Origin of the sequence: Blastococcus colisei (assembly GCF_006717095.1) — a bacterium.
GTDB classification, from domain to species: Bacteria; Actinomycetota; Actinomycetes; order Mycobacteriales; family Geodermatophilaceae; genus Blastococcus_B; species Blastococcus_B colisei.
Genome location: NZ_VFQE01000001.1, coordinates 3412329 through 3439139 on the forward strand (window position 1 = coordinate 3412329; position 26811 = coordinate 3439139).

Sequence of the window (26811 nt, forward strand, 5' to 3'; positions counted from 1 at the left end):
CAGGCTTGGGCCGGGCGGGACAGCAGATCGCATACTGCGGCGGGAACGCCCAGGTTGCGATCGGATGGGCGGTCCCGCCCGCGCGCCGGAGCCGAAGGAGTCGTATGGGAAGGCCGCCTCTGCCAGTCGGCACCTTCGGCAAGATCGATTTCCTGGTGCTCGGCAAGGACCGGGTTCGGGCACGCGCGAGCTTCCGGGACTACGACGGCCACCGTCGCCTGGTCACCCGCTACGGATCCAGCCGCGCACACGCCGAGCGGCGGCTCCGCGAGGCGCTGCGTGACCGCGGCACCGGGGACGATCCGGTCGCCAGCGCTACCAGCCGGCTCAGCGAGGTGGCGGCCCTCTGGCTCGCCGAGGTGGACGACAGCGACCTGGCCTGGGGCACCAAACGGCTGTACCGGTTCACCGTCGAGTCCTACATCCTGCCCGGCCTGGGCGAGCTGCGACTGCGCGAGGTCACCGTCCCCGCCGTCAACCGGCTACTCGCCACGGTGAGCAGCCTCCACGGGCCCGCGGCGGCCAAGTCCACCCGCAGCGTCCTGTCCGGCATCCTCGGCCTGGCCGTGCGCCACGGGCTGCTGCCCGCCAACCCGGTCCGGGAAGCCGCAATCCGGCGCGGGTCCCGCACGTCCCGCGGCCCCCGGGCGCTGACCGTCGAGGAGACCCGCCAACTGCGGGCCCGACTGGCCGCCGACCCCGACGCGGTGCGCCGGGACCTGCCGGACCTGGTCGACTTCATGCTCGGCACCGGCGTGCGCATAGGCGAGGCCTGCGCTATTCAGCCCTCCGCGATCGACTTCGAAGCGGCCACCCTCACGGTCGATGCCACCGTCATCCGTATCCGCGGGCTGGGACTGGTTATCCAGGACTCCCCCAAGTCCACCGCGGGCCGCCGCACCCTCGTGCTCCCGTCAGCCGTTGTCGACCTGCTCCGCCGCCGAATCGCCGTCCACCCGAGACCCGACGCGGACGCTTTGGTCGTCTTTCCCAGCCCGCAGGGCCGACTGCGCGATTCGAGCAACACCAGCGGCGACCTGCGCTCGGCTCTCGACCGCGCCGAGTTCCCGTGGGTCACCTCGCACGTGTTCCGCAAGACGGTCGCGACCCGACTGGACGACGCCGGCCTGTCCGCTCGGCAGATCGCCGACCACCTCGGGCACAGCCGACCCAGCCTTACCCAGGACGTCTACCTCGGGCGCGGTCACGCCAGCCCCGAGGCCGCCGCAGCGCTCCAGCGGTCTCGGTAGCAGCCCGCCCCCCGGGGCTCACCCGAGCGCCTTCCGACAACCGGTCAGGCATTTCGCGCCACCTCACCCTGCTCGTGGTGAGAACACGTGCCTTCGTCCCGGGGGACCGTAGCGGTCCGGCGTGCCAGAGAAACGGTCCCCGTCTGCAAGCGCGCCCCGACACCGTCCCGGGGGTCCTGATCAAGGACCGACAGGAACCCGCCGGCAGGTCGTGGCAAACGTATCTTGGTCGTTCATTGGACATTTTATCCGCACGGTTGACCAGACTTGCCACCTGAATTGGGCTTTTGCTCCCCCGACTGGACTTGAACCAGTAACCCTGCGATTAACAGTCGCATGCTCTGCCAATTGAGCTACGGGGGACGAGCGGGTGCGACCCGCTGGCCCGACGAGACTACCCCACGCCCGATGGCCCTCCGGGACCGCCTCGCCCGCTTCTCGCGTTGCGCACAACACAGGTAGCGTGATCACCGATCTCGCCCGACCGTCTGCGGAGGTTCTCGTGGCCAAGCTGTCCTTCCTCGCCGGATTCGGCGCCGGCTACGTCCTGGGCTCGAAGGCCGGGCGTGAGCGGTACGAGCAGATCCGCCGCGGCTGGGAGCACGCCAAGGACGACCCGCGCCTGCAGAGCATCGCCGGCGTCGCGCAGGCCAAGGCCGACGACGCGCTCTCCTCGCTGCGCGCCCGCATGGGCAGCGAGCCGCCCCGCTGAGTCGAGCGACGGGTCAGTCGGGCTGGTCCGCCGCGACCAGCTCGGCCAGCTTCTTCCGCGCGGCCTCGCGGGCGACCGGGTCGCTGCGGCGCTCGTCGTCGTCGAAGACGACGGTCCACTCCCGCACCGCCTGACCGGGGATCCGGCGGGCGACCAGCAGCACTCCTCCGCCACCGGGCAGCGGTGACCGCTGACTGGCCACGACGGTCTGGTCCACCCGCCGGCGGACGGTGGCCGGAAGGTCGCCGGCGTCGGCGAGCACGTACCGCCGCTGCGGCTGACGGGCCTGGACGCCGGGTTCCACCTCGACCAGCGCGGTGACGGTGAAGCTGCCGCCGCCGTCGCTGGTAGCCGACCAGCGGGCCTCCGCGACCTCGTGCCAGCGCAGCACCGCGGAGTCCTCGACCGAGGTCACCACAGGTGGCACCACGCTCAGGCCGCGAGATGTGGCGACCAGCCACCCGCCCTCGCCCGTCAGCGTTCCCCAGGCCAGCACCCGCTCGTCGGGGTCGGTCGAGGCCAGGACGGCGACCCGGACGGGCTCCGGCGGCCGGGCGAACCGGCGCTTCACCTTGTCCAGCAGGGTCACGGGGTCAGCCCGCCCGTCGCCCGCTTGCGCAGCGAGATCGCCAGCTGTTCGAGGTCCATCAGCTGCTTGAACGCCTTCATGTACGCGTCGGAGGACTCGACCGGGTTCATCCGCTGCAGTTTCCCCTTCACCGCCGCGATCTGGCGGACGGTGTAGATCTCCTGGAGCCGGGCCATCAGGGCGTTCACGTAGTGGGCGTCGCCCTCCCCCACCGTCCGCATGGGCTCGACGGCCAGCGCCGTCAGCTGCGCGCGGGCGGACTCCCGGGAGCAGTGGGCGGTGAGCTGCTCCAGCCAGGCCGCGCCGGTGACCGTCGTGCCCGCCGCGCCTCCGGCGGCCGCGACGGCGGCGGCCACCGCCGCGTAGTCGGGGTCGGTGTAGGCGTCGGGGGGGACGGCGTCGAACGACGGCCCGGCGATCTCCGGGACCTGGAGGGCCGCCTTCACCGCCTCCCGTTCGATCTCGACGGCGACGTCGTCCGGGCTCTTCTGCGGCATCCGCGCGCGGGGCCGGCCGCGGCCGGCGTCACCCCCCTCCCCGGTGAGCCGCCGCAGCCGCTCCATGACGTCGGACTCGTCGGGCAGGCCGAGCAGCCCCGCCAGCCGCCGGGCGTAGGCGGGACGCAGGGCGTGGTCCTTGATCTGGGCCAGCAGCGGCGCGGTCTTCTCCAGCGCGGCGACGCGGCCCTCGACGGTGTCGAGGTCGTAGCCGGCCAGCGTCGTCTTCAGCACGAACTCGATCAGCGGGCTGCGCCGGGCGACGAGGTCGCGGACGGCGGCGTCGCCGTGTTCCTGACGCAGCTCGCACGGGTCGTGCCCGTTCGGCTCGACCGCGACGAACGTCTGCCCCACGAACCGCTGGTCCTCGGCGAAGGTCTTCATGGCCGCCGCCTGGCCCGCCGCGTCCCCGTCGAAGGTGTAGACGACCTCGCCGCGGAACTCGTCCTGGTCCATCAGCAGGCGCCGCAGCACGCTGATGTGCTCGCCGCCGAACGCCGTGCCGCAGGAGGCGACCGCCGTCGTCACCCCGGCCAGGTGGCAGGCCATCACGTCGGTGTAGCCCTCGACGACGACGGCCTGGTGCCGCTTGGCGATGTCCCGCTTGGCCCGCTCGATGCCGTAGAGCACGGTGCTCTTCTTGTACAGCGGCGTCTCGGGAGTGTTGAGGTACTTCGGCCCCGGGTCGTCGTCCATCAGCTTGCGGGCGCCGAAGCCGATGACGTCGCCGGTGATGTCGCGGATCGGCCAGACCAGCCGCCGGTGGAAGCGGTCGATGAGCGTGCCGCGGGAGGACTCCTTGGCCAGCCCGCCGGTGACCAGCTCGGCCTGGGCGAACCCCTTGGCGCGCAGGTGCCGGGTAAGCGCGTCCCAGCCGCCGGGTGCGAAGCCGCAGCCGAAGTCGAGCGCCACCTGCCGGTCGAACCCGCGCTCGGCGAGGAACTGCCGGGCGGGGGCCGCCTCCGGCGTCCCCAGCTGCTCGGCGAAGAATGCCGCGGCGGCGGTGTTGGCCGCGACAAGGCGGGCCCGCTGGCCGACGTTGGCACGGTCGGGAGCGCCGGTGGCCCGGCCGCTGTCGTCCTCGTAGTGCAGCTCGACGTTCGCCCGCCCGGCTAATAGCTCGACGGCCTCGGAAAACGACAAATGGTCGATGTTCTGCACGAAAGAGATGACGTCGCCGCCTACTCCGCAGCCGAAACAATGGTAGAGATTTCGCGTTGGAGTCACCTGGAACGACGGCGACTTCTCGTCGTGGAACGGGCACAGACCCTTCAGGCTGCCGCCGCCCGCGCGCTTGAGCTGCAGGTGCTCACCGACGATCTCGTCGATCTTCGAGCGTTCGCGGACCAGTGCGATGTCCGCGGCCCGGATGCGTCCCCGGCCGGCCATCAGGCAGCCGCCGCCGCTGCGGCCCGCCGGCGGACCACGTGCTCCCACCACAGCAGGAAGACCTGCTGGTCGACCGGCAGCGACCCGTCCATCGTGACCGTGGCCCGCGGGGTCCACCCCGGGGTGGTGCCGCTCTCGGCCACCGGCCTGCCGTGCATCAGGAATCGGTGCGTGGCCTTCCATCGGGAGGCGGGGCGCACGTCGATCGTCGTCCCCTCCAGCTCGATGGCCCAGGTGCCCTTCCAGGCCGACGTCTGCCGTGCCCGCAGCCGTGCCGCGCCCTCGGGGTCGCCCGACCGGCGCGCGACGAGCTCGCGCCTGTGCCTGGCGTACTCCCAGACGCGCCCGCCCACCGTCACCGTCGCCGCTTCCCTCCACCGCGCGCTCTGCACCGTGGCGACGACGGAGCCGTCGCACAGCACGGGGAGCACACCCTTCCCGGTGCCGGCGGTGCCGGCCTTGCCCAGTTCGAGCACCGTGCCCTCCTCAGCCGATCCCGGGTGCCCCGGCGACGCTCTCGCCGGTCGCGCGGTAGAGCAGATAGGCAGCAGTCTCCCGCAGGATGTAGCGGAACTGGGTGGCGCGGGTCTGCACGGCCGGGCCCTGCCGGGTCGGCGAGCTCTCCGCCTCGATGCCGGAGTCCTCGGCCATCCGCTCGGCCCGCATCGCGTGCCACGGGTCGGTGACGACGACGGCGGTGTTCCAGCCGCGCTCGGCGAGGGCCGCCGCGACCACGCGCATGCTCTGCAGGGTGTCGACGCCCTCCTCCACGGCGAGCAGGGCCTCCTCCGGGATCCCGGCCTGCGCCAGGTACTCCCGGCCGGCCACCGCCTCGGTGAACTGGTCGCCGGCGGCCCGGCCGCCGACGGTGACGATCACCGGTGCCACACCCTGCTCGTAGAGGGCGATCGCGTGCTCCAGGCGCGCCTCGAAGATCGACGACGGGACGCCGTTGTACTGGGCCGAACCGAGCACCACGATCGCGTCGGAGACGGGGCGCGAGTCCTGCCGGGCGTTCCACCAGATGGCCAGCCCCGTCGAGGTGATCAGCAGCACGAGGGCGAGAACGGCGGCTCCAGCCACCCGGTTCAACAGGTTCCCGATGCGCACCCCCACGAGTCATGGGTACCACGACGGGCTGACGGTCCGGGACGCCTGGGGACAGCGGTGTCCGCAACCCTCCTCAGGCGCCTGCGCGGTCGCCCTCCAGGGCGGCGCGGCCGGCCTCGAGCCGGGCGACCGGCACGCGGAACGGGGAGCAGGAGACGTAGTCGAGCCCGACCTCGTGGAAGAAGTGCACCGAGTCCGGGTCGCCGCCGTGCTCACCGCAGATGCCGAGCTTCAGGTCGGGGCGCGCGGCTCGGCCGGCCTCGGCGCCGATCTGCACGAGCCGGCCGACGCCGTCGCGGTCCAGGGACTCGAACGGGGAGATGCCGAAGATCCCCTTGTCCAGGTACTGGTGGAAGAACGCGGCCTCGACGTCGTCCCGGGAGAAGCCCCACGTCATCTGGGTGAGGTCGTTGGTGCCGAAGGAGAAGAACTCGGCGTACTCGGCGATCTCCCCGGCCGTGAGCGCGGCCCGCGGCACCTCGATCATCGTGCCGATCAGCGGCGTGACGTCGATGCCGCACTCCTCGCAGACCTGTGCGAGAACCCGTTCGGACTCCTCGCGGATGGCCTCGAGTTCCTGCACGGCGCCGACGAGCGGGATCATGATCTCCGGCCGCGGGTCGCCGCCGGCCCGCTTGCGCTCACAGGCCGCCTCGGCGATCGCCCGGACCTGCATGGCGAACAGCCCCGGGACGACGAGGCCGAGCCGCACCCCGCGCAGGCCCAGCATCGGGTTGGACTCGTGCATCCCCCGCACGGCGGCCAGCAGGCGCAGGCTGCCCTCGTCGGGCTCGCCCCGCTCTTCGGCCAGCGCGACGCGGACCGACAGCTCGGTGAGGTCGGGCAGGAACTCGTGCAGCGGCGGGTCGAGCAGCCGGACGGTCACTGGCAGCCCGTCCATCGCCTCGAAGATCTCCAGGAAGTCCTGCTTCTGCAGCGGCTCCAGTGCGTCGAGCGCGGCCTGCCGCTCGTCGTCGCCGTCGGCCAGGATCAGCTTTTCCACCAGCTGCCGGCGATCGCCGAGGAACATGTGCTCGGTCCGGCACAGCCCGATGCCGCGAGCACCGAAGCGCCGGGCACGGGCGGAGTCCTCGGGGGTGTCGGCGTTGGTGCGGACGTCGAGCCGCCGCACCTCGTCGGCGTGGGTGAGGAGCCGGTGGACGCTGCGCACCAGGTCGTCGGCGTCGTCGGACTCCGGGTCGATCTCGCCCTCGAAGTAGCGGACCACCGACGACGGCTCCACCGGCACCTCGCCCAGCCAGACCCGGCCGGTCGACCCGTCGATGGAGATCACGTCACCCTCGTTGACCTCGGTGCCGTCGGGGGCGGTGAACTTCCGGGCCTTCGTGTCGACCTGCAGCTCCTCGGCACCGCAGACGCAGGTCTTGCCCATCCCCCGGGCGACGACGGCCGCGTGCGAGGTCTTGCCGCCCCGGCTGGTCAGCACGCCCTGGGCGGCGATCATCCCGGAGAGGTCGTCGGGGTTGGTCTCCCGGCGCACCAGGACGACCTTCTCTCCGCGGTCGGCCCACTTCGCGGCCTCCTCCGACGAGAAGACCGCCTTGCCGACGGCGGCGCCCGGTGAGGCGTTCATGCCCTGGGTGAGCTGCGTGGCGTCCCCACCCGAGACGAAGCGCGGGAACATCAGCTGGGCCAGCTGGTCGCCGGTGACGCGGCGGACCGCCTCGTCCATGTCGATGAGGCCCTCGTCGACCAGCTGGGTGGCGATGACGAAGGCAGCCGCGGCGGTGCGCTTGCCGACGCGGGTCTGCAGCATCCAGAGCTTGTTGCGCTCGATCGTGAACTCGATGTCGCACAGGTCGCGGTAGTGCGACTCCAGGCGCGACATCGTCGTCATCAGCTCGTCGTAGGCGTCGGAGTCGATGTCCTGCAGGTCCGTCAGGGGAACCGTGTTCCGGATGCCGGCGACGACGTCCTCGCCCTGGGCGTTCTGCAGGTAGTCGCCGTAGACGCCCTGCGCGCCGCTGCCCGGGTCACGGGTGAAGGCCACCCCGGTGCCCGAGTCGGCCCCCAGGTTCCCGAACACCATCGAGCAGACGTTGACGGCGGTGCCGGCGTCACTGGGGATGCGCTCGCGGCGGCGGTAGATGATCGCCCGGTCGGCGTTCCACGAGTCGAAGACGGCGTTGATCGCCATGTCCATCTGCTCGCGCGGGTCCTGCGGGAAATCGGTGCCGGTGTGCTCCCGGACGATGGTCTTGAACCGGTCGACGACGTCCTTCAGGTGCTCGGCGTCGAGGTCGAGGTCCAGATCGGTGCCCTGCTCGGCCTTGGCCTCGTCGAGGGCGTCGTCGAACAGTTCGCCGTCGATGCCGAGGACGGTCTTGCCGAACATCTGGATGAGCCGGCGGTAGGAGTCCCAGGCGAAGCGCTCGCTGCCCGACTGCTGCGCCAGGCCGTGCACCGACTCGTCGTTGAGGCCGACGTTGAGGACGGTCTCCATCATCCCGGGCATGGAGGCCGCGGCGCCGGAGCGCACCGACACCAGGAGCGGGTCGGCGGGGTCGCCGAGCGTCTTGCCCATGGCCTTCTGCAGGGCATCCAGGTACTCGGTGACCTGCTCGTCGAGGTCGGGCGGGGTGCCGCCGTTCTCCAGGTAGTAGCGGCAGGCGTCCGTGGTGATCGTGAAGCCGGGCGGTACGGGCAGGCCCAGGTTCGTCATCTCGGCCAGGTTGGCGCCCTTGCCGCCCAGCAGGTACTTCTGGTCCTTGTTGCCCTCGCTGAAGTCGTAGACCCACTTCGTCCGCGTCGACTGATCCGTACCGCTGGTCACCGTTGACACCTCCGCGCTCGAGAGCCGACCTCTCGCATGACCGAGATGGTGCCGCACCGGAAGCCCCCGGTCTGCCCCGTCCCGGCCGGTGACGGCCGACCACCGGGGCCAGGCCTTACCGGCGAGTAGATCGATCTTGGCCCAGGCGCAGCGACGGCGCGAACCGGGGCTCACCCGGCCGGGGTGACCCCGCAGATCTTCAGCCCGTCCTCGCCGATGACCGTCAGCTCGCTCGTTTCGCCGTCCGCCCACTCCACCGGCACGAGCCGCGCGTCGCCGTCCTCTGCGGGGGTGCCGAGCCGGCCGGCGCCCTCACCGAGGTAGGCGCCGGCGAGCTCCTCGGGGTCCAACCGGACGCGCTCGGCCTGGCACAGCAGGTCGTAGGCGGTCTCGGTGTCGTCCTGCGAGAGGGCGACGACGAAGACCCCGGCAACCTCCCGCGCCTGATCGGCGCCGGAGCCCCTCAGGACGAGCGTCAGCACCACCATGAGGACGGCGAAGGCCACGGTGCCGCCGAAGATCCAGAGCAGCGGGCCGTTGGCGCGCCGCGGCGTCCCGGTGTGCAGCGGAGCCGGACCGTCGTCGTACAGGAACGGGCCACTCATGGCTCGACTCCGGTCTCGATCCGCTCCTCGGTCGCTGGCGCTCCCTGCGATGCTCCCTCGACCGTCGTTTTCGCGAAGGCGGTCATCCGCCGCTGACCTCCAGCTCGGCTCCGGCCGGCGGCCGGGGGTCGTCGCGGTCGGCCAGCCAGCCCTCGGGCAGGGCGACCGCCCGCGGCGGGCTGGTGCGCCCGCGCGGGGCGCCGAGGACGGCGACCGGGTAGGGCTGGTCGGGGATCCTCGCGAGCAGCTCGGCGATCTCGTCGAGACCGCTCACCATGGCCAGCGCCCGGCGGACGTCGGAGCCCACCGAGAAGCCCTTGAGGTACCAGGCGACGTGCTTGCGGAAGTCGGTGCAGCCGTGCACCTCGCCCTGCTCCTCCGACAGGAGGGTGGCGTGCCGGTGCATGATCGCGGCCACCTCGGCCATGGTCGGCAGCGCGCGCCGGGGCGCGCCGGCGAAGGCGGCCGCGAGGTCGCCGAACAGCCAGGGCCGGCCCAGGCAACCGCGGCCGATGACCACGCCGGCGCAGCCGGTCTCGGCCACCATCCGCAACGCGTCGTCGGCCTCCCAGATGTCGCCGTTGCCCAGCACCGGGATGTCGACGGCCTCGACCAGCCGCGCGATGGGCGACCAGTCGGCGGTGCCGCTGTAGAGCTGGTCGGCGGTGCGCCCGTGCAGCGTGATGGCGGCGGCGCCCTCGTCCTGCGCCGTCCGGCCGGCGTCGATGTAGGTGACGTGGTCGGCGTCGATGCCGATGCGGGTCTTGACGGTGACCGGCACGTCCTTCGCCGCCCGGACGGCGGACCGCACGATGTCGCGGAAGAGCACCCGCCGCCACGGCAGCGCCGATCCGCCGCCCTTGCGGGTCACCTTGGGCACGGGGCACCCGAAGTTGAGGTCGATGTGCGCGGGCCGGGTGCCGGCGACGCCCTCGTCGACCAGCATCTCCACCGCGCGTCCGACCGTGGCCGGGTCGACGCCGTAGAGCTGGACCGAGAACGCGTCCTTCTCGTCGGCGGTGGCCCGCACCATCTGGAGGGTCTTCGCGCTGCGCTCGACCAGCGCCCGCGTCGTGATCATCTCGCAGACGTAGAGACCGGCCCCGAACTCCCGGCACAGCGTGCGGAAGGCCGGGTTGGTGATCCCGGCCATCGGCGCGAGCACCACCGCGGGGTCGACCGCCAGCGCACCCAGCTTCAAGGCAGGCAACGGCGAGGCGGTCACCCCACCAGGGTAGGTGGAGCCGCTCGGGCGGACGTTCAGCCGGGCTGCATCGCGGCTCAACCCCGACCGGCGCGGCTCGAGCCGCGCCGTCCCCAGGTACTACTTCGTCCACAGATTCGTTCGCCGGCGGCTCGCCGCGGCCGTCGTGGCCCACCGTCGGGCCGGTGCGCACCCATCCCGCCGTCCCGCTGGCCGTCGCCGAACCAGCCCGCCGCAGGCTCGGCATCTTCACCACGGCTGATCTGGCCGAGCGTGGCGTCAGCAAGGAGGAGGTCCGGACGGCAACGCGTGCCGGAACATGGGTGCGACTCCGGACCGGGGTGTTCGTCAGCGCGGCCGACCTGGCCGAGGTGGAGCGGAGCGGGCGCCGTCCTGGCCTGGAAGCGCTCGCCGTCACCACCAGCCTCGGTCGCCCGTCCGCGGTGCTGAGCGGCGTGACTGCGGCGTGGGTGTGGGGACTCCCCCGTCCGCGGACGAGCCAGTCGATCGTGCAGCTCACCGACCCGCATCGGTGGCGCCGTGGTCGCGGCTGGCTCATGACCCGCGCCGAACTGCCCGACGCCGAAGTGACGCAGCGGGGCGCCTACCGGGTGACGACCGCTGACCGCACCCTGGTCGATGTGGCCCGCACCTGGCCCGAGATCCACGCCGTCGCCGCCATCGACGCCGCGCTGCTGCGCCGGCTGACCACCGAGGAGGACCTGCGCCGGGTGCTCGACCGCCAGGCGAACGTGCCGGGCATCCCGCGGGCGGTTCGGGCGGCCGCTCTCGCCGACGGCCGGGCCGAGTCGTGGCTGGAGACCTGCGGTCGGTTGACCTTCGCTGCGCTCGGACTGCCACCGTTCGTGCCGCAGGTCGAGTTGTGGGCGGAGGGCCGGCTGCTGAAGGTCGTCGACGGCTGGTACCCCGAGGCCGCGCTGGCGGTGGAGTTCGACGGGCGGGTCAAGTACCTGCGTCCGAGGTACGGGCGCACGCCGGAGGAGGAACTCTGGCAGGAGAAGCGCTCCGAGGACCTGCTCCGCTCGCTCGGCGTGCGCTTCGTCCGCCTCGCCGCCGAGGATATGCCCGCGGCTCGCCGCACCCGGCTCGAGACCCTCGTGCGCCGGCAGCTGGCCGTCGACGGACCTCGCGAGCGCGAGTTCAGCGAGGTGCCACGGGAGGCCGGACGGTGGCGCGGCACCGACGCCGGGGACGATGGGTGGCTGTCCCGGGCGGATGACGGTGTGGGCACCCGTCGCCCGGGTTGAGCCGCACGGGCCGGCGTGGAGCCGGGTCGTCGCACGGTCGAACGCCCCCCGGGCCGGGTTGAGCCGCACGAGCGCGAACGCAGGTGGCGGCGGCGAGGATCAGCAGCCGGGGAGACGGGCCGCCAGGTAGGCCTCGACGGCGTCCAGGCCGACTCGATCCTGGCTCATCGTGTCCCGCTCGCGGATGGTCACGGCCTGGTCGTCGAGGGTGTCGAAGTCGACCGTGATGCAGAACGGCGTCCCGACCTCGTCCTGCCGGCGGTACCGGCGGCCGATCGCCCCGGCGTCGTCGAAGTCGACGTTCCAGTTCCGCCGCAGGGTCGCCGCCAGGTCCTTGGCCTTCGGCGAGAGGTCGGCGTTGCGCGACAGCGGCAGGACGGCGGCCTTCACCGGCGCCAGCCGCGGATCGAGCGTGAGCACGGTCCGGGTATCGACGCCGCCCTTGGCGTTGGGCGCCTCGTCCTCGGTGTAGGCCTCGATGAGGAAGGCCATGAGGGAACGGGTCAGCCCGGCCGCCGGCTCGATGACGTACGGGGTCCAGCGGGTGTTGCTCGCCTGGTCGAAGTAGGACAGGTCGACGCCGGAGTGCTCGCTGTGCGTGGACAGGTCGAAGTCGGTGCGGTTGGCGATGCCCTCGAGTTCGCCCCACTCCGAGCCCTGGAAGCCGAACCGGTACTCGATGTCGACGGTGCGCTTCGAGTAGTGGGAGAGCTTCTCCTTCGGGTGCTCGAAGTGCCGCAGGTTGTCCCGGTCGATGCCGAGGCCGGTGTACCAGCTCGTGCGCTGGTCGATCCAGTACTGGTGCCATTCCTCGTCGGTGCCGGGCTCGACGAAGAACTCCATCTCCATCTGCTCGAACTCCCGCGTGCGGAAGATGAAGTTGCCGGGCGTGATCTCGTTGCGGAAGGACTTGCCGATCTGTCCGATGCCGAACGGCGGCTTCTTCCGCGCCGCGCCCATCACGTTGGCGAAGTTCACGAAGATGCCCTGGGCCGTCTCCGGGCGCAGGTAATGCAGGCCGGACTCGTCCTCGACCGGGCCGAGGTAGGTCTTGAGCATCATGTTGAAGTCGCGCGGCTCGGTCCACGCGCCCTTCGTGCCGCAGTTCGGGCACGAGATGTCGGCCAGGCCGTTCTCGGGCAGCCGGCCCTTCTTCGCCTCGTAGGCCTCTTCGAGGTGGTCGGCACGGAAGCGCTTGTGGCAGCTCTGGCACTCCGTCAGCGGGTCGGTGAACACCCCGACGTGACCCGAGGCCACCCAGGTCTGGCGCGGCAGGATCACCGACGAGTCCAGGCCGACGATGTCGTCCCGGCTCTGGACGACGGTGCGCCACCACTGCTTCTTGATGTTGTCCTTGAGCTCGACGCCCAGCGGGCCGTAGTCCCAGGCGGAGCGCGTACCGCCGTAGATCTCCCCCGCGGGGAAGACGAATCCCCGTCGCTTGCAGAGGTTCACCACCTTGTCGAGGCGGGCGGGGTCGTGCTTGGCGGTGCTCTCGCTCACGGGGCGGGGCTCCATCCGGCTGGCGGTCGGCGGTTGACTCGCCCACGGTAGTTGCCGGCCCGGCGCTCCCCTCGGTCGGTGACCGGATCCAGGTCGGACTCGATCCGGTGCGGCAGTTCAGCCCGCGAGCGAAGCAGTGACGCCGGACGCGGGACGGCTGCCGGCCCCGACGAGGTCGGTGTCGGCGTCGATGGTCGCTCCGCGCAGCATCATGACCAGCAGGACGGCGCCCAGGACGAGGAGCGCGAGGACGACCGCGGCGATCCACGGCCAGGTGCGATGCCTGCGCCTGGGCTTCTGGCGAGGGCCGACCGTCACGTGGACGGCGGCGGGTGAGCCGAACTCCAGGGTGCGGTGCGGTGGCCTCCGAGCGTCGTGGGTCACGGTCGGCTCGTCCGGGTGGATGGGGGGCGTCGCGAGGTTCCCGGCCGCGACGTCGGCCCGGACCGCGCGTCCCGGTGTCGGAGGCCGGGCGACCTTCATGGTCGGGTCCGCCGATGTCGGTGGCGCCGCCGTTCCCTGTTCGCCGGGCGTCGGTTCGGACATCGGGTCCTCCCTGATCGTCGGCCGAGCCGCTTCCTCGACCTGTTCCCGGCCCGACCTTGCCCACGGGACGCCGGATCACGCCTCCTGGCGGACCCCTGAGATCGTCGATCGGCAGGCGGGCGTCCGCGTCGGTCGACAGTCACTCACGGAATCTGCGACGGGTGGCCGAATCCGCACACGGACATTCCCCACTCCTCGGAGACGACCGACACCATGACCTCGACGTCCGCACCGGATTCGACGGTCCCGGACATCGTGACGTAGTACCGCCCGTCCACGACCACCGCATCGACGACCTCAGCGGAGACCAACCGGCCCCCGAGGAAGCCCTCGAACTCGGCCTGTAGCCGACCGTCGAATGCGCTCCCGTACTCCTCGTGCGCGGCGTCGCACATCTGCACCCACGCGGGCAGTCCGCCGCCCTCCGCCATGGCCGACACCCACTCGAGGGCCCGGAAAGCGCTGTCCTCCACGAACGGCTCGAAGACCGCGTCGTCGGGCGAGGCGGCGCTGCGCTCGACCGGACCGTCCGGAGCCCGATCGTTCAGCAGGAGAACGACCGTGACGGTGACGAGCGCGATGAGCGCTCCTGCCCACAGCCCGCGCCGCCGCTTCCCACGGCCGCGAGGTCGAGCCCCCGGGTCGATCACGGCGGAGTCCGCCGCACCGTCGTCGTTCACCAGCACCGTCATCGAAACCCCTCCACCACGGTGACGGGGCCCAGTGCTGCACCCCGGAGGTCGGCTCATCGACCGTCCGCCGGATCCTCCGTCCTCGATGACGCGCGCTGCTGCGGTTGTCCACAGGCGCTCCGCCCGCGCGGGACGTCAGTCGGTGAGGTAGACACCGGGTTCGTCGAGGGCGTGCGCCCAGACCGGCGCACCGGCGATCTTCACCTCGGCGGCCGAGAGCCCGCGGCGGTAGGAGCCGACACCGTCCCAGCGGGTGACCAGCGCCCACAGCGAGGGGTCGTCGGCGGACCTCCCCAGCTCGCCGTGCAGGAAGCCGGGCCGTGTAGCCAGCGCCGCCAGCAACGGCTCGACGGCGGCCGCCAGAGCCTCGCCGTCGTCGCCTGCGGCCCGTAGCCGCGTCACTGCGAACACCGTGGTCCTCCCCGTCCGTCGCCGTCGGCCCCAGACGTTGCCATGCGCCGCGGATGGACGCGGCACAGGCGGGCGCGCCGCCGGAGTGCGCGCCCACCTGGCCGGCTCAGAAGAAGTCGCAGACCGTCAGGTCGTCGGTCACGTAGACCAGCAACGTGAACGTCTCGCCGTTCTCCATGGCCAGCGTGAAGGTGCCGACGTCGGCGCCCGTGAGCTCGTCGTACCGGATGCTGTCGAACGTGCCCTCGGTGAAGCCCACACCGCCGAGCACCTGCGTGTAGAAGTAGCGCCCCAGCTCGTAGGCCGGGTCACCGCCGGCCGCGGCGCTGATCGAGGCGTCCTGCACCTCGGTGCACGAGAGGTCGAAGGCGGTCTGCCACTGCCCGTCGGCCAGGGCGTCGACCCAGGCCAGCGCCACCTCGTCGGAGCCGGGGAACGCATTCGCCGCGACGGCGGTGGGCTCGGCCATCTGCGCCCCACCGGGCAGGTCGCCCCTGGCGGGCTCCTCGCTCGCGTCGGCCGGCGACGACGCCGCAGGTGCGCTCGACGACGACTGGGCGGCGGCCGGGTTCTCGTTGCCCGAGTCCCGACCGGTGAAGAGCAGGACCAGGGCGATCCCGATGCCGGACAGCAGCACCGCTCCGCCGATGATGAGCCACGGGAGCAGGTTCGTCCTCGGGGGCTGCGGGGGCGGACCGTAGGGGCCGGGCTGGTTCTGCGGAGTGGGCGGACCGTAGGGGACGGGCTGGCCGTACGGAGCGCCGTACGGTCCGGGCGGTGGGGTCATGGTCTCTGGTGAGCTCTCTCGAACGGCGCAGGGGGCGGTGCTCGCCCGGAGGATGAGCACCGTAGTCAGGAGCCGACCGGTTCGGGACCGGATACAGCGCCGCTGCTGCTGTTCAGGCGCTCCCGAAGCGCCGCTGCCGCGACGCGTACTCCTCGCAGGCCGCCCACAGGTGCCGCCGGTCGAAGTCGGGCCACAGCGTGTCCAGGAAGACCAGTTCGGCGTAGGCCGACTGCCACAGCAGGAAGTTGCTGGTCCGGTTCTCGCCGGAGCTGCGCACGAACAGGTCGACGTCGGGCATGTCCGGCTCGTCGAGGAACCGGGCGACCGTGGACTCGTCGACCTTGTCCGGGTCCAGCCGGCCGGCCGCCACCTCACGGGCGATCGCCGCCGCGGCATCGGCGATCTCCGCCCGGCCGCCGTAGTTGACGCACATGGTCAACGTGAGGACGTCGTTGTCGCGGGTGAGCTCCTCGGCGACCTCGAGCTCCCTGATGACGCTGCGCCACAGCCGCGGGCGGCGACCGGCCCAGCGCACCCGGACGCCGAGGTCGTGCATCTCGTCGCGCCGCCGGCGGATGACGTCACGGTTGAAGCCCATGAGGAAGCGGACCTCGTCGGGGCTGCGCCGCCAGTTCTCGGTGGAGAAGGCGTAGGCGCTGATCGCGGTGACGCCGAGTTCGATGGCGCCCTCGACGCAGTCGAACAGCGACGACTCCCCCGCCTCGTGGCCCGCCGTCCGCGGCAGGCCGCGCTGCTTGGCCCACCGCCCGTTGCCGTCCATGACGATCGCGACGTGCTTGGGGATCTTGTCCTTGGGCAGGTCCGGCGGCAGGGCGCCCGACGGGTGCGGGTCGGGCGCCTTCACCTCGCGCGTCACGGTGTCATCAGCTCGCTCCCGCGGGGCGCCGCCTGATCGGACCGGTCGACCAGCGGCAACGAGCGCAGGCCGCGCTCCAGGTGCCACTGCAGCAGGGCGGCGACCAGGCCGCTGCCCTCCCGGCGGTTGGTGCCCTGCGCCGCTTCGGCGCGGTCCCAGTCGCCGGTGAGCAGCGCGTCGAGCAAGTCGATGGTCACGGGGTTCGGCATCGCCGAACCGGTCGGCCGGCAGGCGGGGCACACCGAGCCGCCCGCGGGCACGGAGAAGTGCCGGTGCGGACCGGGCTCGGCGCACCGGGCGCAGTCGGTGAGCGCCGGCTCCCACCCGGCCACCGACATCGACCGCAGCAGGAACGCGTCGAGGACCAGCCCGGCGGGGTGCGTGCGGTCGGCCAGCGCCCGCAGCGCCCCGACGACCAGCAGGAACAGCCGGAGCGACGGCTCCTTCTCCTCCGACGTCAGCCGGTCGGCGGTCTCCAGGACGGCGGTGCCGGCGGTGTAGGACGGGTAGTCGTCGACGACGTCGTTGCCGTAGGAGCGGATCGACTCCGCCTGGTTCACGATGTCGAGGTTGCGCCCGGTGTAGAACTGCAGGTCCACGTGGCTGAACGGCTCGAGCCGGGAGCCGAACTTGCTCTTGGTGCGCCGCACGCCCTTGGCCACCGCGCGCACCTTGCCGTGCCGGCGGGTGAGCACGGTGACGATCCGGTCGGCCTCGCCCAGCTTCTGGGTGCGCAGGACGATGCCCTCGTCCCGGTACAGCGCCTTCGGCGTGTGCGCCATCAGTACCCCAGGCGGTTCAGCTTCTTGGGGTCGTCCTGCCACTCCCCCAGCACCGTCACGTGCAGCTCGAGGTGCACCCGGGCACCGAGCAACGTCTCCATCCCGGCTCGCGACTCACTGCCGATCGCCTTGATGATCTGCCCGCCCTTGCCCAGCAGCATCGGCTTCTGGCTGTTCCGCTCGACGTGCAGCAGCGCGTGCACCTCGACCAGCTCGCTCCCGGCCTTCTTGGGGTCAGGACGGCGGACGATCTCCTCGATGCTGACCGCGAGCGAATGCGGCACCTCCTGGCGCACCTTCTCCAGGGCCGCCTCGCGGATGAGCTCGGCGAGCTGGCGCTCGACGTCCTCGTCGGTGGTCTGCTCCTCGGGGTAGAGCGGCGGGCCCTCGGGAAGCAGCCCGATGAGCAGGTTCTCCAGCAGCTCCACCTGGTCGCCGCTCACGGCGCTGACCGGTACGACCTCGGCGGCCTCGACCAGCCGGCTGGCGGCCATCAGCTGCTCGGCGACCTGCTTCTTCGAGGCGGCGTCGGTCTTGGTGACCACGACGACGATCGGCGCCGTGACCTCGCCCAGTTGGCGGGCGATGAACGCGTCGCCGGTGCCGACGGGCTGGTCGGCGGGGATGCAGAAGACGATCACGTCGACGTCGGAGAGCGTGTCCCGGACGACGTCGTTGAGCCGCCTGCCCAGGAGGCTCTTGGGCTTGTGCAGGCCGGGGGTGTCGACGAGGACGATCTGACCGTTCGGCTTGTGCACCACCCCGCGGATCGCGTGCCGCGTGGTCTGCGGGCGGTTGCTGACGATGCCGACCTTCTCGCCGACCAGCGCGTTGGTCAGCGTGGTCTTCCCGGCGTTGGGGCGGCCCACGAGGGCTGCGAAGCCGCTGCGGTGCGGCGGCTGGTCCGGGGTGCTCACCGCTCCAGTCTCCCACCGGGGTCCGACGGCGCCGATCTCGCTCCGGGAGTGTTCGTCCCGCTCCTGGGCTTCGGCACCACTCCAGGAGCAGGAGCACCACCCCGGGAGCGGGCTGGGATGATCGCGGCGTGGCAGGACGACGGAGCGGCACACGACCACCGCAGGCGACCGTGGCCCGGGAGCGCCGGCTGCACGTCGAGCAGACCCGTGCCTTCCGCTTCGTCGTCGGCTGGGGCCCGAAGCGCTCGGCCACCGTCGTGCCGAGCCCGCTGCGCTACTGGCAGTACCGCCCGGCCGGACCGACGGCGATCGGCTTCGTCGTCCTCGTCGTCGGCCTCTGGCTGGGAGCCTTCGCCTGGGTCGGGGGCTGGCCGGAGGTCCGCGGCGAGCTGCCCCTGGCGCTCGCGGCGGGCATCACCGTCCTCGTGCTGAGCACCGGCCGGTTCACCGTCTCGGCCCACGGGATGTCCTTCGACGTCGCCGCGACGCGTCCCGATCCGACGCGCGTGCTCCCGCTGCTGCTGGTGCGGGAGGCGCGCGTCGGTCGTCCGCCGGAGGGCTGGCCCACACCGAAGCGCCGAGGCGGGTGGTGGCCGGGGCGGACCCGTGTCGCCGTCCGGCACCTGGCGGAGGGCGAAGGCGACGAGCAGGCGTTCACCCTGTGGGTGCGCGACCCCGAGGCGTTCTCGGCGGCCCTCGGGGTTCCCCTCGACCGCTAGACGGTGGTGCGCAGGCTCCCGTCCGGGGCGGCGAGGTGCACCGGTGCGGACGGCGTCAGGTCGTGGACGGCGGCCAGACCCTCCTGCTCCACGGCGTCGGCGGCCGAGACGATCGCGGCCGCCTCCAGGCCCTCGATACCGCTGGAGACGGCGGCGGCGACCGCGGCCTGCAGGGCCGACAGCTTCAGCGACGGCAGGTCGACGGTGGTGGCGAGGTAGGTGCGCCCGTCGGTGTCGCGGACGGCCGCCCCCTCGAGTGCACCGGTACGGCCGCGGGCGGAGCGGGCGAGGGTGACGAGCTTGGCGTCCTCGGGCTGCAATTCATCGGCCACGGGGCGTCAGCCTTCCACCGGGGCCGGCTCCTCGTAGCGGGTGGCCCCCTTGCCCGACGTCCCGCGCGACTTCTCCGCGTCCTCGTCCTCCGGTTCCTCGACCCGGCAGACCAGCATCGTGTCGATGCGGTTGCGGCGCCCGCCGGTGCTCTCGGCCACCAGCCGCAGCCCGCTGATCTCCGCCGACGCCCCCTCGATCGGCACCCGGCCCAGCTCGCGGGCCAGCAGGCCGCCGACGGTCTCGACGTCGTCGTCCTCCGGCAGCTCGACGCCGAACAGTCCGGCGAGGTCCCCGACCGGCAGCCGGGCGGTGACCCGCACCGAGCCGTCGGCCAGTTCCTCCACCGGCGGGCGCTGGAAGGCGTCGTGCTCGTCGGCGATCTCCCCGACGATCTCCTCGAGGATGTCCTCGATGGTCAGCAGGCCGGCGAAGCCGCCGTACTCGTCGACCACGATCGCGATGTGCACGCGGGCCGCCTGCATGTCCCGCAGCAGCTCGTCGACCGGCTTCGACTCCGGGACGAACGTGGGCGGCCGCATCAGCTCCTCGACGCGCGGACCGCGGCTGTCGTTGCTGTTCTGCGACCGCCGGACCAGGTCCTTGAGGTAGACGACACCCACGACGTCGTCCACGTTCTCGCCGATCACCGGGATGCGGCTGAACCCGCTGCGCAGCGCGAGCGCGAGCGCCTGGCGCACCGTCTTGGTGCGCTCGATCCAGACGACGTCGGTGCGCGGAACCATGACCTCGCGGGCGATCGTGTCGCCCAGCTCGAACACCGAGTGGATCATGTTGCGCTCGCCGGACTCCACGACGCCGCGCTCCTCGGCCATGTCGACCAGCTCGCGCAGCTCGACCTCGGAGGAGAACGGGCCGTCGCGGAAGCCGCGGCCGGGCGTGAGCGCGTTGCCGATGAGGATGAGCAGCGTCGCGACCGGTCCGAGGATCCGGCCGAGCAGCTTGACGACCCCGGCGGTGGCCAGCGCGACGCCGTAGGAGTGCTGGCGGCCCAGGGTGCGGGGCCCGACGCCGACCAGCACGTAGCTGACCACGATCATGGTGCCCGCGGCCCCGAACACCGCCTGCCAGGTGCTGTCCCACAGGTCGAAGAAGAACAGCGCGACCAGCACCGCGGCGAACATCTCGCAGACGATCCGCAGCAGCAGCAGCAGCGCCACGTGCCGGGCGCGCTCGAGCACGACCTCCTCGAGGCCGTCCGCGCGCTTGACGCCGTCGCGTCGCATCTCCTCGACCCGGGCCTTGGAGACCCGCTGGAGGGCTGCCTCCATGGCACCGAACAGGCCGGCCAGGGGGACCAGCAGGATCGCGATCACGAGCAGCGTGATCGCACCGGAACTCATCGGGGACCGGACTCCCGCGTCACGGGCGCACCGGTCACCGGCTCGCGCGGCGCCGTCCGCCACCCCTCGATGAGCTTCTGCTGGAGACCGAACATCTCCTTCTCCTCGTCGGGCTCCATGTGGTCGTACCCGAGCAGGTGCAGCACCCCGTGCGTGGCCAGCAGGATCAGCTCGTCGTCCATGGAGTGCCCGGCCGCACGAGCCTGCCGGACCGCCACCGCGGGGCAGAGCACGACGTCACCCAGCAGGGCCGGGCCGGGCTCGGGGTCGTCGGGACGGGCGGTGTCGAGCTCGTCCATCGGGAAGGCGAGGACGTCGGTCGGCCCCTTCTCCCCCATCCAGCGCTCGTGCAGGCTGCTCATGTACTCCACGTCGACGCAGAGCACCGACAGCTCGGCCATGGGGTTGACCTGCATCTCGCCCAGCACGAACCGGCAGACCCCGGCCAGCTCGGCCTCGTCCACCGCGATCTCGGACTCGTTGGCCACCTCGACGGGCACGCCGGTCAGCTCCCCGATCGGCGCGGTCGGGACGTCCGGACCGGTGCGCCGGCACCCGGTCGGGTCGCGGTGGGCTGCCGGGTGGCGTCCCACCGCTCGTAGGCGTCGACGATGTTGCCCACCAGGCGGTGGCGGACGACGTCGGAGCTGGTCAGGTTGGCGAAGTGCACGTCCTCGAGCCCGTCGAGGATCTCCCGGACGATCTTCAGCCCGCTCTGCGCGCCGCCGGGCAGGTCCACCTGGGTGACGTCACCGGTGACCACGATCTTGGACCCGAAGCCGAGCCGGGTGAGGAACATCTTCATCTGCTCGGCGGTGGTGTTCTGCGCCTCGTCGAGAATGACAAAAGCATCATTAAGACTTCTACCCCGCATGTACGCCAATGGCGCTACTTCAATTGTTCCCGACGCCATCAGACGCGGAATCGACTCGGGGTCGACCATGTCGTGCAACGCGTCGTACAGCGGCCGCAGGTAGGGGTCGATCTTCTCCGACAGCGAGCCGGGCAGGTAGCCCAGCCGCTCCCCGGCCTCGACGGCCGGCCGGGTGAGGATGATCCGGTTGACCTGCTTGGTCTGCAGCGCCTGCACCGCCTTGGCCATGGCCAGGTAGGTCTTGCCGGTACCCGCCGGCCCGATGCCGAACACGATCGTGTGCTGGTCGATCGCGTCGACATAGTGCTTCTGGTTCAGCGTCTTGGGCCGGATCGTGCGGCCCCGACGGCTGATGATGTCGAGGCTGAGGACGTCGGCCGGGCGTTCGGACCCGCCGCTCTTCAGCATCGCGATGACCCGGCGGACCGAGTCGGGACGCAGCTGCTGACCGGTGCCGAGCAGCGCGATCAGCTCGTCGAAGACACGGACGGCGAAGGCGTTGTCCGCCGGCAGCCCGGTGACGGCGATCTCGTTGCCGCGCACGTGCACGTCGGCGTCGACCTCGGCCTCGACCAGGCGCAGCAGCTCGTCGGCCGACCCCAGCAGGGCGACCATCGAGACGGACTCGGGGACGGTGATGGTGGCCCGGACCGGCGTCGCCGCCTGTCCGGGAAGCGGAGCAGGCGACGCGACTCGGGCGACGTCCGCGGCGGCGGCCTGCGCGGACGCCTCACGGGACATGTGGGCACCCGGCGCGGGGACGCCTGGGGAGGTGTCGGGCAAGAACCCTCGACCCTGCCTTCCTGAGAGGGGCAAAGCGGACCCGTCGAGTCTACCCGCGTCGGGCCACCGGAATCGCGGCTCCGCTCCTCAGGGGTAGCGCCGCGCCCGGTCACCGGCCGGAGTACGTCGCCTTCCCCGGGCCCTCCGTGAGGAACGAGGCGACGGCGCCGCGGAGGTCCGCGGTGGCGAAGAGGGCACCGGAGACCTCCGGCACGAGATCGTCGGCGGCGCGGGCGCCGTCGCGGACCGTCGCGGCCACCAGCTGCTTGGTCGCGGCGTGGGCGACGGTCGGCCCCGCGGCGACGCGGTGCGCGTACTCGCGGGCCGCTGCGGCGAAGCCCTCGTCGGGCAGCACGCGGTTGACCACGTTCCAGCGCTCCAGCACGGCGGCCGGGTAGCGCTCACCGGTGAAGACGAGCTCCCGCGCCCGAGCCGGCCCCGCCCGCTCGGCCAGCCGCTGCGGCCCGCCCATCGAGGGGGTCAGGCCGACGACGATCTCCACCAGGCCGAAGGACGCCTTCTCGGCGGCCAGCAGGATGTCGCAGGCCAGGGCGAGCTCGAAGGCCGCGGTGAGGGTGAGCCCGTGCGCGGCGAAGACGGTCGGCACCGGCAGGTCCTCGAAGGTCTGCGACACCTTCAGCAGCCGCGCCCAGAGTTCCGCGCCCCGCTTCGCCGGCTCGGGCCCTTCGGCGATGGCCTGGAACTCGGTCACGTCCACCCCGCCGGAGACCACCTTGCCGCGGGCCTCGACCAGCACCGCCCGCGCGCGGTCGGCGCGTGCGGGGTCGGTGAGGGTGACCAGCTCGCCCGCGACGGCCTCGAGCGCGTCGAAGGCCGCCCCGTCGAAGAGGTTCAGCGGCGGGTTGTCCAGGACGACGACGGCGACGTCGCCGTCCCGCTCGATCCGGAGGGGTGCGGTGTCGGTCATGAGCCGATCCTCGCAGGGCGCCTCGTCCTGGTTCAGCCGGGCGGCCAGCCGAGGCCGCGGCCGCCCAGCACGTGCAGGTGGAGGTGGTCGACGGACTGGCCGGCCTGCGGGCCGGTGTTGGTGACCACCCGGTAGCCGGGCTCCACACCGCCGTCGTCGACCAGGCCCTCCTGACGCGCCACGTCGCGGGCGGCCAGCACCACCTCGCTCAGCAGCCCGGCGTCGGCCGTGGCCAGGGCACCGAGATTGCGGTGGTGCTCCTTCGGGATGACCAGCACGTGCGTCGGCGCCTGCGGGTTGATGTCGCGGAACGCGATAACGCGGTCGGTCTGGTGGACGACGTCGGCGGGGATCTCACCGGCGACCATGCGGCAGAACAGGCAGTCGCTCACGGCCCGACCCTAGAGCCCACCGCGGTCGGTGGCACCGCCCCGCCGTCGGGAGTCGGTGTCGACCCCGAGGTAGGCCTCGACGATCCGCTCGTCGGCGAGCAGGTCGGCGGCCGGGCCGGAGTGGACCACCTCCCCGGTCTGCAGCACGTACCCGTGGTCGGCGGCGCGCAGGGCCCGGCGGGCGTTCTGCTCGACCAGCACCACCGTGGTGCCCGACGCCCGGATCTGCTCGATGACGCGGAACACCTCGTCGACGATCTTCGGCGCGAGCCCCATCGACGGCTCGTCCATGAGCATCACGGTGGGCTCCGCGACGAGCGCCCGGGCGATCGCCAGCATCTGCTGCTCACCGCCGGAGAGCGCCCCGGCGGGCAGCGCGCGACGCTCGGCCAGCACCGGGAAGCGCTCGTACATCGCCGCGATCGACTTCTGCGCCGTCCCGCTGGTGTGCCAGGCCCCCATCTGCAGGTTGTCCTCGATGGTCAGGGTGGCCAGGATCTGGCGCCCCTCGGGCACCTGCACCAACCCCCGCTTCACGAGCGTGTGCGCCGGGGTACGGGTGACGTCGTGCCCATCGAAGGTGATCCGTCCGCCGGACGGGCGAAGCATCCCGGAGACGGCATTGATCACCGAGGATTTCCCGGCACCGTTGGCCCCGACGAGCGTCACCAGGGAACCCTGCTCGGCCTGGAACGAGACATCACGGACGGCCTGGACCCGCCCGTAACTGACCCGCAGTCCCTCGACGCTGAGGATGGGGTCGCTCACGTCGCATCCCTCGATGTCGTGTCCGGTGGTTCCAGCGTGCCGGCCGCACTCGGGTCCACGTTCGTGACGGCGCCGGCCGGAGCGTTCACTCCTGCGCCCCCGGTCGGGTCATCGGCGGTGCCCTCGGCGACCGCCCCGGTCAGCGGCTCGTCGTCCTGGGTGCCGAGGTAGGCCTCGATGACCGCAGGGTTCGCGGCGATCTCGTCGGGGGTGCCGCTGGCGATGACCTCCCCGAAGTTCAGCACCACCACGCGCGTGCAGGTCTCCAGGACCATCCCGACGTTGTGCTCGATGAACAGGATGGTCAGGCCGTCCGCGGCCAGCGATGTGATGAGGGCCGACAGCTTCGCCGCCTCGACGTGGTTCATGCCGGCGGCCGGCTCGTCGAGGATCAGCAGCGAAGGGTCGGAGGCCAGGGCGCGCGCGATCTCCAGTCGGCGCTGGTCGCCGTAGGAGAGGGACGACGCGCGCTTGCCGGCCAGGTCGCCCAGCCCCACGCGATGCAGGCACCGGGCGGCGTGCTCGAGGGCCGCCCGTTCGTCGCGACGCGCCGAGGGCAGCCACAACAGCCGCCGCAGGAACGTGGGCCGGCTGACGAGGTGGCCGCCGACCAGCACGTTCTCCAGCGCCGAGAGGCGGTTGAACAGCTTGGAGTGCTGGAAGGTGCGGCTCACGCCCGCCCCGGCCAGCTTGTGCACCGGGGTGCGGCCGATGCTCACCCCGAGCACCGTGGCGCTCCCCGAGCTGGGCGGCACCAGCCCACTGATCATGTTCACCAGGGTCGTCTTGCCGGCCCCGTTGGGACCGATCAGCCCGACGACCTCGCCGCCGCGGATCTCCAGGTCGATGTCGCGGACGGCATGGACGCCGCCGTACTCCTTGCCCAGCCCCGCCAGCGTCGCGACCGTCTCGCCGGCGGCCGGGTGACGCCGTGTGGCCAGGCGTGCCCCGCGGTGGCCGCCGTCGCCGTCGGACGTCGGCATCCGGCTGCGCCGCGGGATGAGGCTCGCCAGGCCGCCGGGCAGGAAGAGGATCACGACGAGCAGCAGCAGGCTGGCGATGAAGGGACGGATCCAGCCCGCCTCCACCCCGACGGCCCGCTGGATCTCGGGGATCATCGTCTGGAAGCCGCTGCCCAGCAGCGGGCCGAGGAACATCGTCGAGCCGCCGACCACCGCGGTGACCAGCCCCTCGACCGCGGCGACGAAGTCGAAGTCGCCGGGCGCGATGAGCCGGACGTAGTACGCGTACAGGACCCCGTAGAGCCCCGCCACCGCGCCGGCGGTGACGAACGCCGCGAGCCGGTGGCGGCCCACGTCGATGCCCATCGAGCGGGCGGCGAGCTCGTCCTCGCGGATCGCCTCCAGCGCCCGCCCGTAGCGCGACCGTCCCATCCGCCAGAACCAGTACGCGACGACGGCCAGCGCCGTCCACGCCATCCCGACGGTGAGGACCCGGGGCACGCCCAGCCCCTGCGCGCCACCGGTCCACTCCTGATTGAGCAACACGATGCGCACGGCCTCGGCGAACCCGAGGGTGGCGATGGCGAGGAAGACCCCGCGCAGGTGCATGGTCGGCAGGCCGAGGACGACGGCCGCCACCGCACCGACCGTCATGCCGATCACGACCGCGATCAGCAGCGCCGGCACGTCGCCGACGTCGTCCGCACTGGGCGCCAGGCTGGCGCCGGTGAACGCGGCCAGGGAGGCGAAGCCGGCCTGGCCCAGGCTCAGCTGACCGGCGATCAGCACGGCGTAGAAGGAGTAGGCGAAGATCGCGCCCAGCGCGATGAAGGTCAGCGGGGTGGCGTACTCGAGCAGCATCAGACCTCCCGCACCTTCCGGGCGCCGAGCAGCCCTTGCGGTCGCAGCAGCAGGATGACGAACAGCAGGCCGAAGGCGATGACGTCACGCCACGACGAGCCGATGTACTGCACGGCGAAGACCTCGGCCAGCCCCAGGGCGAGCCCGCCGATGAGGGCACCCGGCAGCGAGCCCATTCCCCCGACGATGATCACCGCCAGACCCTTGAGCTCGATGGCAGAGCCCATGCCCAGCTGCGCGGTGTTCACGTTGATGGCGAACAGCACGCCCGCGACGGCGCCCAGCGCCGAGGAGATGGCGAAGGTGACCGCGGTGATCCGGTCGACGTTCACGCCCAGCACACGCGCCGCCGTCGGGTTCTCGGCGACGGCACGCATTCCCCGGCCGAGCCGGGTCCGCGTGACCATGTAGGTCAGGCCGACCATCAGCGCGAGCGAGACGGCCAGGATGACCACCTGGACCAGGGTCACCTGCGCGCCGGCGACGTCGAACCGCGTGTCGGGGAACGAGCCCGCCGGAAAGCGGCGCGTGTCCGGTCCGTACCGCCACTGCAGCAGGGCGATCAGCATGCCGGCGAGCGCGATCGATGAGATGAGCCCGGCGAAGTGGGCGTCGGCCCGGCCCTTGAGCGGCCGGAACGCCAACCGCTCGATCACCAGCCCGAGGACCGCACCGAAGACGAACACGATCGGCAGCGCCGCCCACAGGGAGAGCCCGCCGCGCTCGACGAGCTCGATGCCCACGAATGCCGAGGCGGCGAACACCGCGGGGTGGGCGAGGTTCAGTCGGTCCAGGATGCCGAAGACCAGGGTGAACCCGATCGCGAACAGAGCGTAGATGGAGCCGATGAAGATGCCGTTGAGCAGTTGCTGCACAGCGGTCCTAACTGGTGGTGGA

28 protein-coding genes and 1 tRNA gene are annotated in these 26811 nt (G+C 72.1%); 4 read left to right on the top strand and 25 right to left on the bottom strand.

The genetic code is table 11. The features are described 5' to 3' along the window. Positions 1-104: 104 nt before the first annotated feature. On the top strand, positions 105-1250 hold the full coding sequence (locus tag FHU33_RS16265; RefSeq protein ID WP_142026267.1) for a site-specific integrase: 1146 nt from the start codon (positions 105-107) through the stop codon (positions 1248-1250). A 290-nt stretch (positions 1251-1540) separates the two neighbouring features. Here the strand turns inward: FHU33_RS16265 and FHU33_RS16270 are convergent. Further along, positions 1541-1613: transfer RNA gene (locus FHU33_RS16270), tRNA-Asn, on the bottom strand. Between the two features lie 139 nt (positions 1614-1752). Here FHU33_RS16270 and FHU33_RS16275 point away from each other — a divergent pair. Further along, positions 1753-1962: a hypothetical protein gene (locus FHU33_RS16275; RefSeq protein ID WP_142026268.1), complete on the top strand. Its 210-nt coding sequence runs from the start codon at positions 1753-1755 to the stop codon at positions 1960-1962. A gap of 13 nt (positions 1963-1975) precedes the next feature. Here FHU33_RS16275 and FHU33_RS16280 read toward each other — a convergent pair whose 3' ends face one another. The 7 genes from FHU33_RS16280 to dusB form a co-directional block, all read right to left on the bottom strand. After that, positions 1976-2551 carry a hypothetical protein gene (locus FHU33_RS16280; protein WP_142026269.1) on the bottom strand — a complete coding sequence of 192 codons (576 nt, stop codon included), beginning with the start codon at positions 2549-2551 and terminating at the stop codon, positions 1976-1978. Next, positions 2548-4437: a DNA primase gene (gene dnaG, locus FHU33_RS16285; protein WP_142026270.1), complete on the bottom strand. Its 1890-nt coding sequence runs from the start codon at positions 4435-4437 to the stop codon at positions 2548-2550. The genes FHU33_RS16280 and dnaG overlap by 4 nt, the downstream gene beginning before the upstream one ends. After that, positions 4437-4913 (bottom strand): hypothetical protein, encoded by a 477-nt coding sequence (locus FHU33_RS16290; RefSeq protein ID WP_142026271.1) that lies wholly within the window; start codon positions 4911-4913, stop codon positions 4437-4439. Before FHU33_RS16290 ends, dnaG begins: the two co-directional genes overlap by 1 nt. Before the next feature lie 10 nt (positions 4914-4923). Further along, on the bottom strand, positions 4924-5553 hold the full coding sequence (locus FHU33_RS16295; RefSeq protein WP_142026272.1) for a YdcF family protein: 630 nt from the start codon (positions 5551-5553) through the stop codon (positions 4924-4926). A gap of 67 nt (positions 5554-5620) precedes the next feature. After that, positions 5621-8341, bottom strand: coding sequence for a pyruvate, phosphate dikinase (ppdK, locus tag FHU33_RS16300; RefSeq protein ID WP_142026273.1), 2721 nt, complete (start codon positions 8339-8341; stop codon positions 5621-5623). A gap of 170 nt (positions 8342-8511) precedes the next feature. Beyond that, positions 8512-8946, bottom strand: a complete 435-nt coding sequence (locus FHU33_RS16305; protein WP_142026274.1) for a hypothetical protein — start codon at positions 8944-8946, stop codon at positions 8512-8514. 82 nt (positions 8947-9028) lie between these two features. Continuing rightward, a complete protein-coding gene (dusB, locus tag FHU33_RS16310; protein ID WP_142026275.1) occupies positions 9029-10171 on the bottom strand; it encodes a tRNA dihydrouridine synthase DusB in 1143 nt (380 codons plus the stop codon). Between the two features lie 164 nt (positions 10172-10335). Here dusB and FHU33_RS16315 point away from each other — a divergent pair, with 164 nt between their 5' ends. Then, on the top strand, positions 10336-11418 hold the full coding sequence (locus FHU33_RS16315) for a type IV toxin-antitoxin system AbiEi family antitoxin domain-containing protein (protein ID WP_142026276.1): 1083 nt from the start codon (positions 10336-10338) through the stop codon (positions 11416-11418). Between the two features lie 99 nt (positions 11419-11517). Here the strand turns inward: FHU33_RS16315 and FHU33_RS16320 are convergent, their stop codons facing one another. From FHU33_RS16320 to era, 8 genes are all read right to left on the bottom strand, one after another. Beyond that, a complete protein-coding gene (locus FHU33_RS16320; protein WP_246063719.1) occupies positions 11518-12921 on the bottom strand; it encodes a glycine--tRNA ligase in 1404 nt (467 codons plus the stop codon). Positions 12922-13038: 117 nt separating this feature from the next. Next, positions 13039-13467: a hypothetical protein gene (locus tag FHU33_RS16325; RefSeq protein ID WP_142026278.1), complete on the bottom strand. Its 429-nt coding sequence runs from the start codon at positions 13465-13467 to the stop codon at positions 13039-13041. A 143-nt stretch (positions 13468-13610) separates the two neighbouring features. Next, a complete protein-coding gene (locus FHU33_RS16330) occupies positions 13611-14159 on the bottom strand; it encodes a hypothetical protein (RefSeq protein ID WP_142026279.1) in 549 nt (182 codons plus the stop codon). A 135-nt stretch (positions 14160-14294) separates the two neighbouring features. Next, entirely contained in the window at positions 14295-14570 is a 276-nt protein-coding gene (locus FHU33_RS16335) for an antibiotic biosynthesis monooxygenase family protein (RefSeq protein WP_142026280.1), read from the bottom strand. A 106-nt stretch (positions 14571-14676) separates the two neighbouring features. After that, positions 14677-15357, bottom strand: coding sequence for a hypothetical protein (locus FHU33_RS16340; RefSeq protein ID WP_142026281.1), 681 nt, complete (start codon positions 15355-15357; stop codon positions 14677-14679). 112 nt (positions 15358-15469) lie between these two features. Then, positions 15470-16234: an isoprenyl transferase gene (locus FHU33_RS16345; RefSeq protein ID WP_142026282.1), complete on the bottom strand. Its 765-nt coding sequence runs from the start codon at positions 16232-16234 to the stop codon at positions 15470-15472. Then, positions 16231-17016: a DNA repair protein RecO gene (gene recO / locus FHU33_RS16350; protein WP_142026283.1), complete on the bottom strand. Its 786-nt coding sequence runs from the start codon at positions 17014-17016 to the stop codon at positions 16231-16233. The genes FHU33_RS16345 and recO overlap by 4 nt, the downstream gene beginning before the upstream one ends. After that, positions 17016-17933, bottom strand: a complete 918-nt coding sequence (era, locus tag FHU33_RS16355) for a GTPase Era (protein WP_142026284.1) — start codon at positions 17931-17933, stop codon at positions 17016-17018. The genes recO and era overlap by 1 nt, the downstream gene beginning before the upstream one ends. Positions 17934-18061: 128 nt before the next feature. Between era and FHU33_RS16360 the strand changes: the two genes are divergently transcribed. Next, on the top strand, positions 18062-18652 hold the full coding sequence (locus tag FHU33_RS16360; RefSeq protein WP_142026285.1) for a hypothetical protein: 591 nt from the start codon (positions 18062-18064) through the stop codon (positions 18650-18652). Here the strand turns inward: FHU33_RS16360 and FHU33_RS16365 are convergent. The 9 genes from FHU33_RS16365 to FHU33_RS16405 form a co-directional block, all read right to left on the bottom strand. Beyond that, positions 18649-18984: a cytidine deaminase gene (locus tag FHU33_RS16365; RefSeq protein ID WP_142026286.1), complete on the bottom strand. Its 336-nt coding sequence runs from the start codon at positions 18982-18984 to the stop codon at positions 18649-18651. The two genes, FHU33_RS16360 and FHU33_RS16365, sit on opposite strands and share 4 nt — an antisense overlap. 6 nt (positions 18985-18990) lie before the next feature. Beyond that, positions 18991-20346, bottom strand: a complete 1356-nt coding sequence (locus FHU33_RS16370; protein ID WP_142026287.1) for a hemolysin family protein — start codon at positions 20344-20346, stop codon at positions 18991-18993. After that, positions 20343-20846 carry an rRNA maturation RNase YbeY gene (ybeY, locus tag FHU33_RS16375; RefSeq protein WP_142026288.1) on the bottom strand — a complete coding sequence of 168 codons (504 nt, stop codon included), beginning with the start codon at positions 20844-20846 and terminating at the stop codon, positions 20343-20345. The genes FHU33_RS16370 and ybeY overlap by 4 nt, the downstream gene beginning before the upstream one ends. Positions 20847-20851: 5 nt before the next feature. After that, the gene (locus tag FHU33_RS16380) at positions 20852-21961 is read right to left on the bottom strand and encodes a PhoH family protein (RefSeq protein WP_246063721.1); all 1110 of its coding nucleotides are present in this window, start codon (positions 21959-21961) and stop codon (positions 20852-20854) included. 151 nt (positions 21962-22112) lie between these two features. Next, positions 22113-22931, bottom strand: a complete 819-nt coding sequence (locus FHU33_RS16385) for an enoyl-CoA hydratase/isomerase family protein (protein ID WP_142026289.1) — start codon at positions 22929-22931, stop codon at positions 22113-22115. A 32-nt stretch (positions 22932-22963) separates the two neighbouring features. After that, positions 22964-23323 (bottom strand): histidine triad nucleotide-binding protein, encoded by a 360-nt coding sequence (locus tag FHU33_RS16390; RefSeq protein WP_211355157.1) that lies wholly within the window; start codon positions 23321-23323, stop codon positions 22964-22966. A gap of 9 nt (positions 23324-23332) precedes the next feature. Continuing rightward, entirely contained in the window at positions 23333-24091 is a 759-nt protein-coding gene (locus FHU33_RS16395) for an ABC transporter ATP-binding protein (protein ID WP_142026290.1), read from the bottom strand. Next, positions 24088-25914 (bottom strand): branched-chain amino acid ABC transporter ATP-binding protein/permease, encoded by a 1827-nt coding sequence (locus tag FHU33_RS16400; protein ID WP_142026291.1) that lies wholly within the window; start codon positions 25912-25914, stop codon positions 24088-24090. The genes FHU33_RS16395 and FHU33_RS16400 overlap by 4 nt, the downstream gene beginning before the upstream one ends. Beyond that, positions 25914-26789, bottom strand: a complete 876-nt coding sequence (locus FHU33_RS16405; RefSeq protein WP_142026292.1) for a branched-chain amino acid ABC transporter permease — start codon at positions 26787-26789, stop codon at positions 25914-25916. Before FHU33_RS16405 ends, FHU33_RS16400 begins: the two co-directional genes overlap by 1 nt. Positions 26790-26811: the final 22 nt, after the last annotated feature.

Excerpts from the sequence above, each read along its gene's own strand:
- FHU33_RS16265 (WP_142026267.1), top strand. The coding sequence starts at position 105 with ATGGGAAGGCCGCCTCTGCCAGTCGGCACCTTCGGCAAGATCGATTTC.
- dnaG (WP_142026270.1), bottom strand. The coding sequence starts at position 4,437 with ATGGCCGGCCGGGGACGCATCCGGGCCGCGGACATCGCACTGGTCCGC.
- FHU33_RS16305 (WP_142026274.1), bottom strand. The coding sequence starts at position 8,946 with ATGAGTGGCCCGTTCCTGTACGACGACGGTCCGGCTCCGCTGCACACC.
- FHU33_RS16325 (WP_142026278.1), bottom strand. The coding sequence starts at position 13,467 with ATGTCCGAACCGACGCCCGGCGAACAGGGAACGGCGGCGCCACCGACA.
- FHU33_RS16330 (WP_142026279.1), bottom strand. The coding sequence starts at position 14,159 with ATGACGGTGCTGGTGAACGACGACGGTGCGGCGGACTCCGCCGTGATC.
- FHU33_RS16340 (WP_142026281.1), bottom strand. The coding sequence starts at position 15,357 with ATGACCCCACCGCCCGGACCGTACGGCGCTCCGTACGGCCAGCCCGTC.
- recO (WP_142026283.1), bottom strand. The coding sequence starts at position 17,016 with ATGGCGCACACGCCGAAGGCGCTGTACCGGGACGAGGGCATCGTCCTG.
- FHU33_RS16370 (WP_142026287.1), bottom strand. The coding sequence starts at position 20,346 with ATGAGTTCCGGTGCGATCACGCTGCTCGTGATCGCGATCCTGCTGGTC.
- FHU33_RS16380 (WP_246063721.1), bottom strand. The coding sequence starts at position 21,961 with ATGTCCCGTGAGGCGTCCGCGCAGGCCGCCGCCGCGGACGTCGCCCGA.
- FHU33_RS16385 (WP_142026289.1), bottom strand. The coding sequence starts at position 22,931 with ATGACCGACACCGCACCCCTCCGGATCGAGCGGGACGGCGACGTCGCC.
- FHU33_RS16400 (WP_142026291.1), bottom strand. The coding sequence starts at position 25,914 with ATGCTGCTCGAGTACGCCACCCCGCTGACCTTCATCGCGCTGGGCGCG.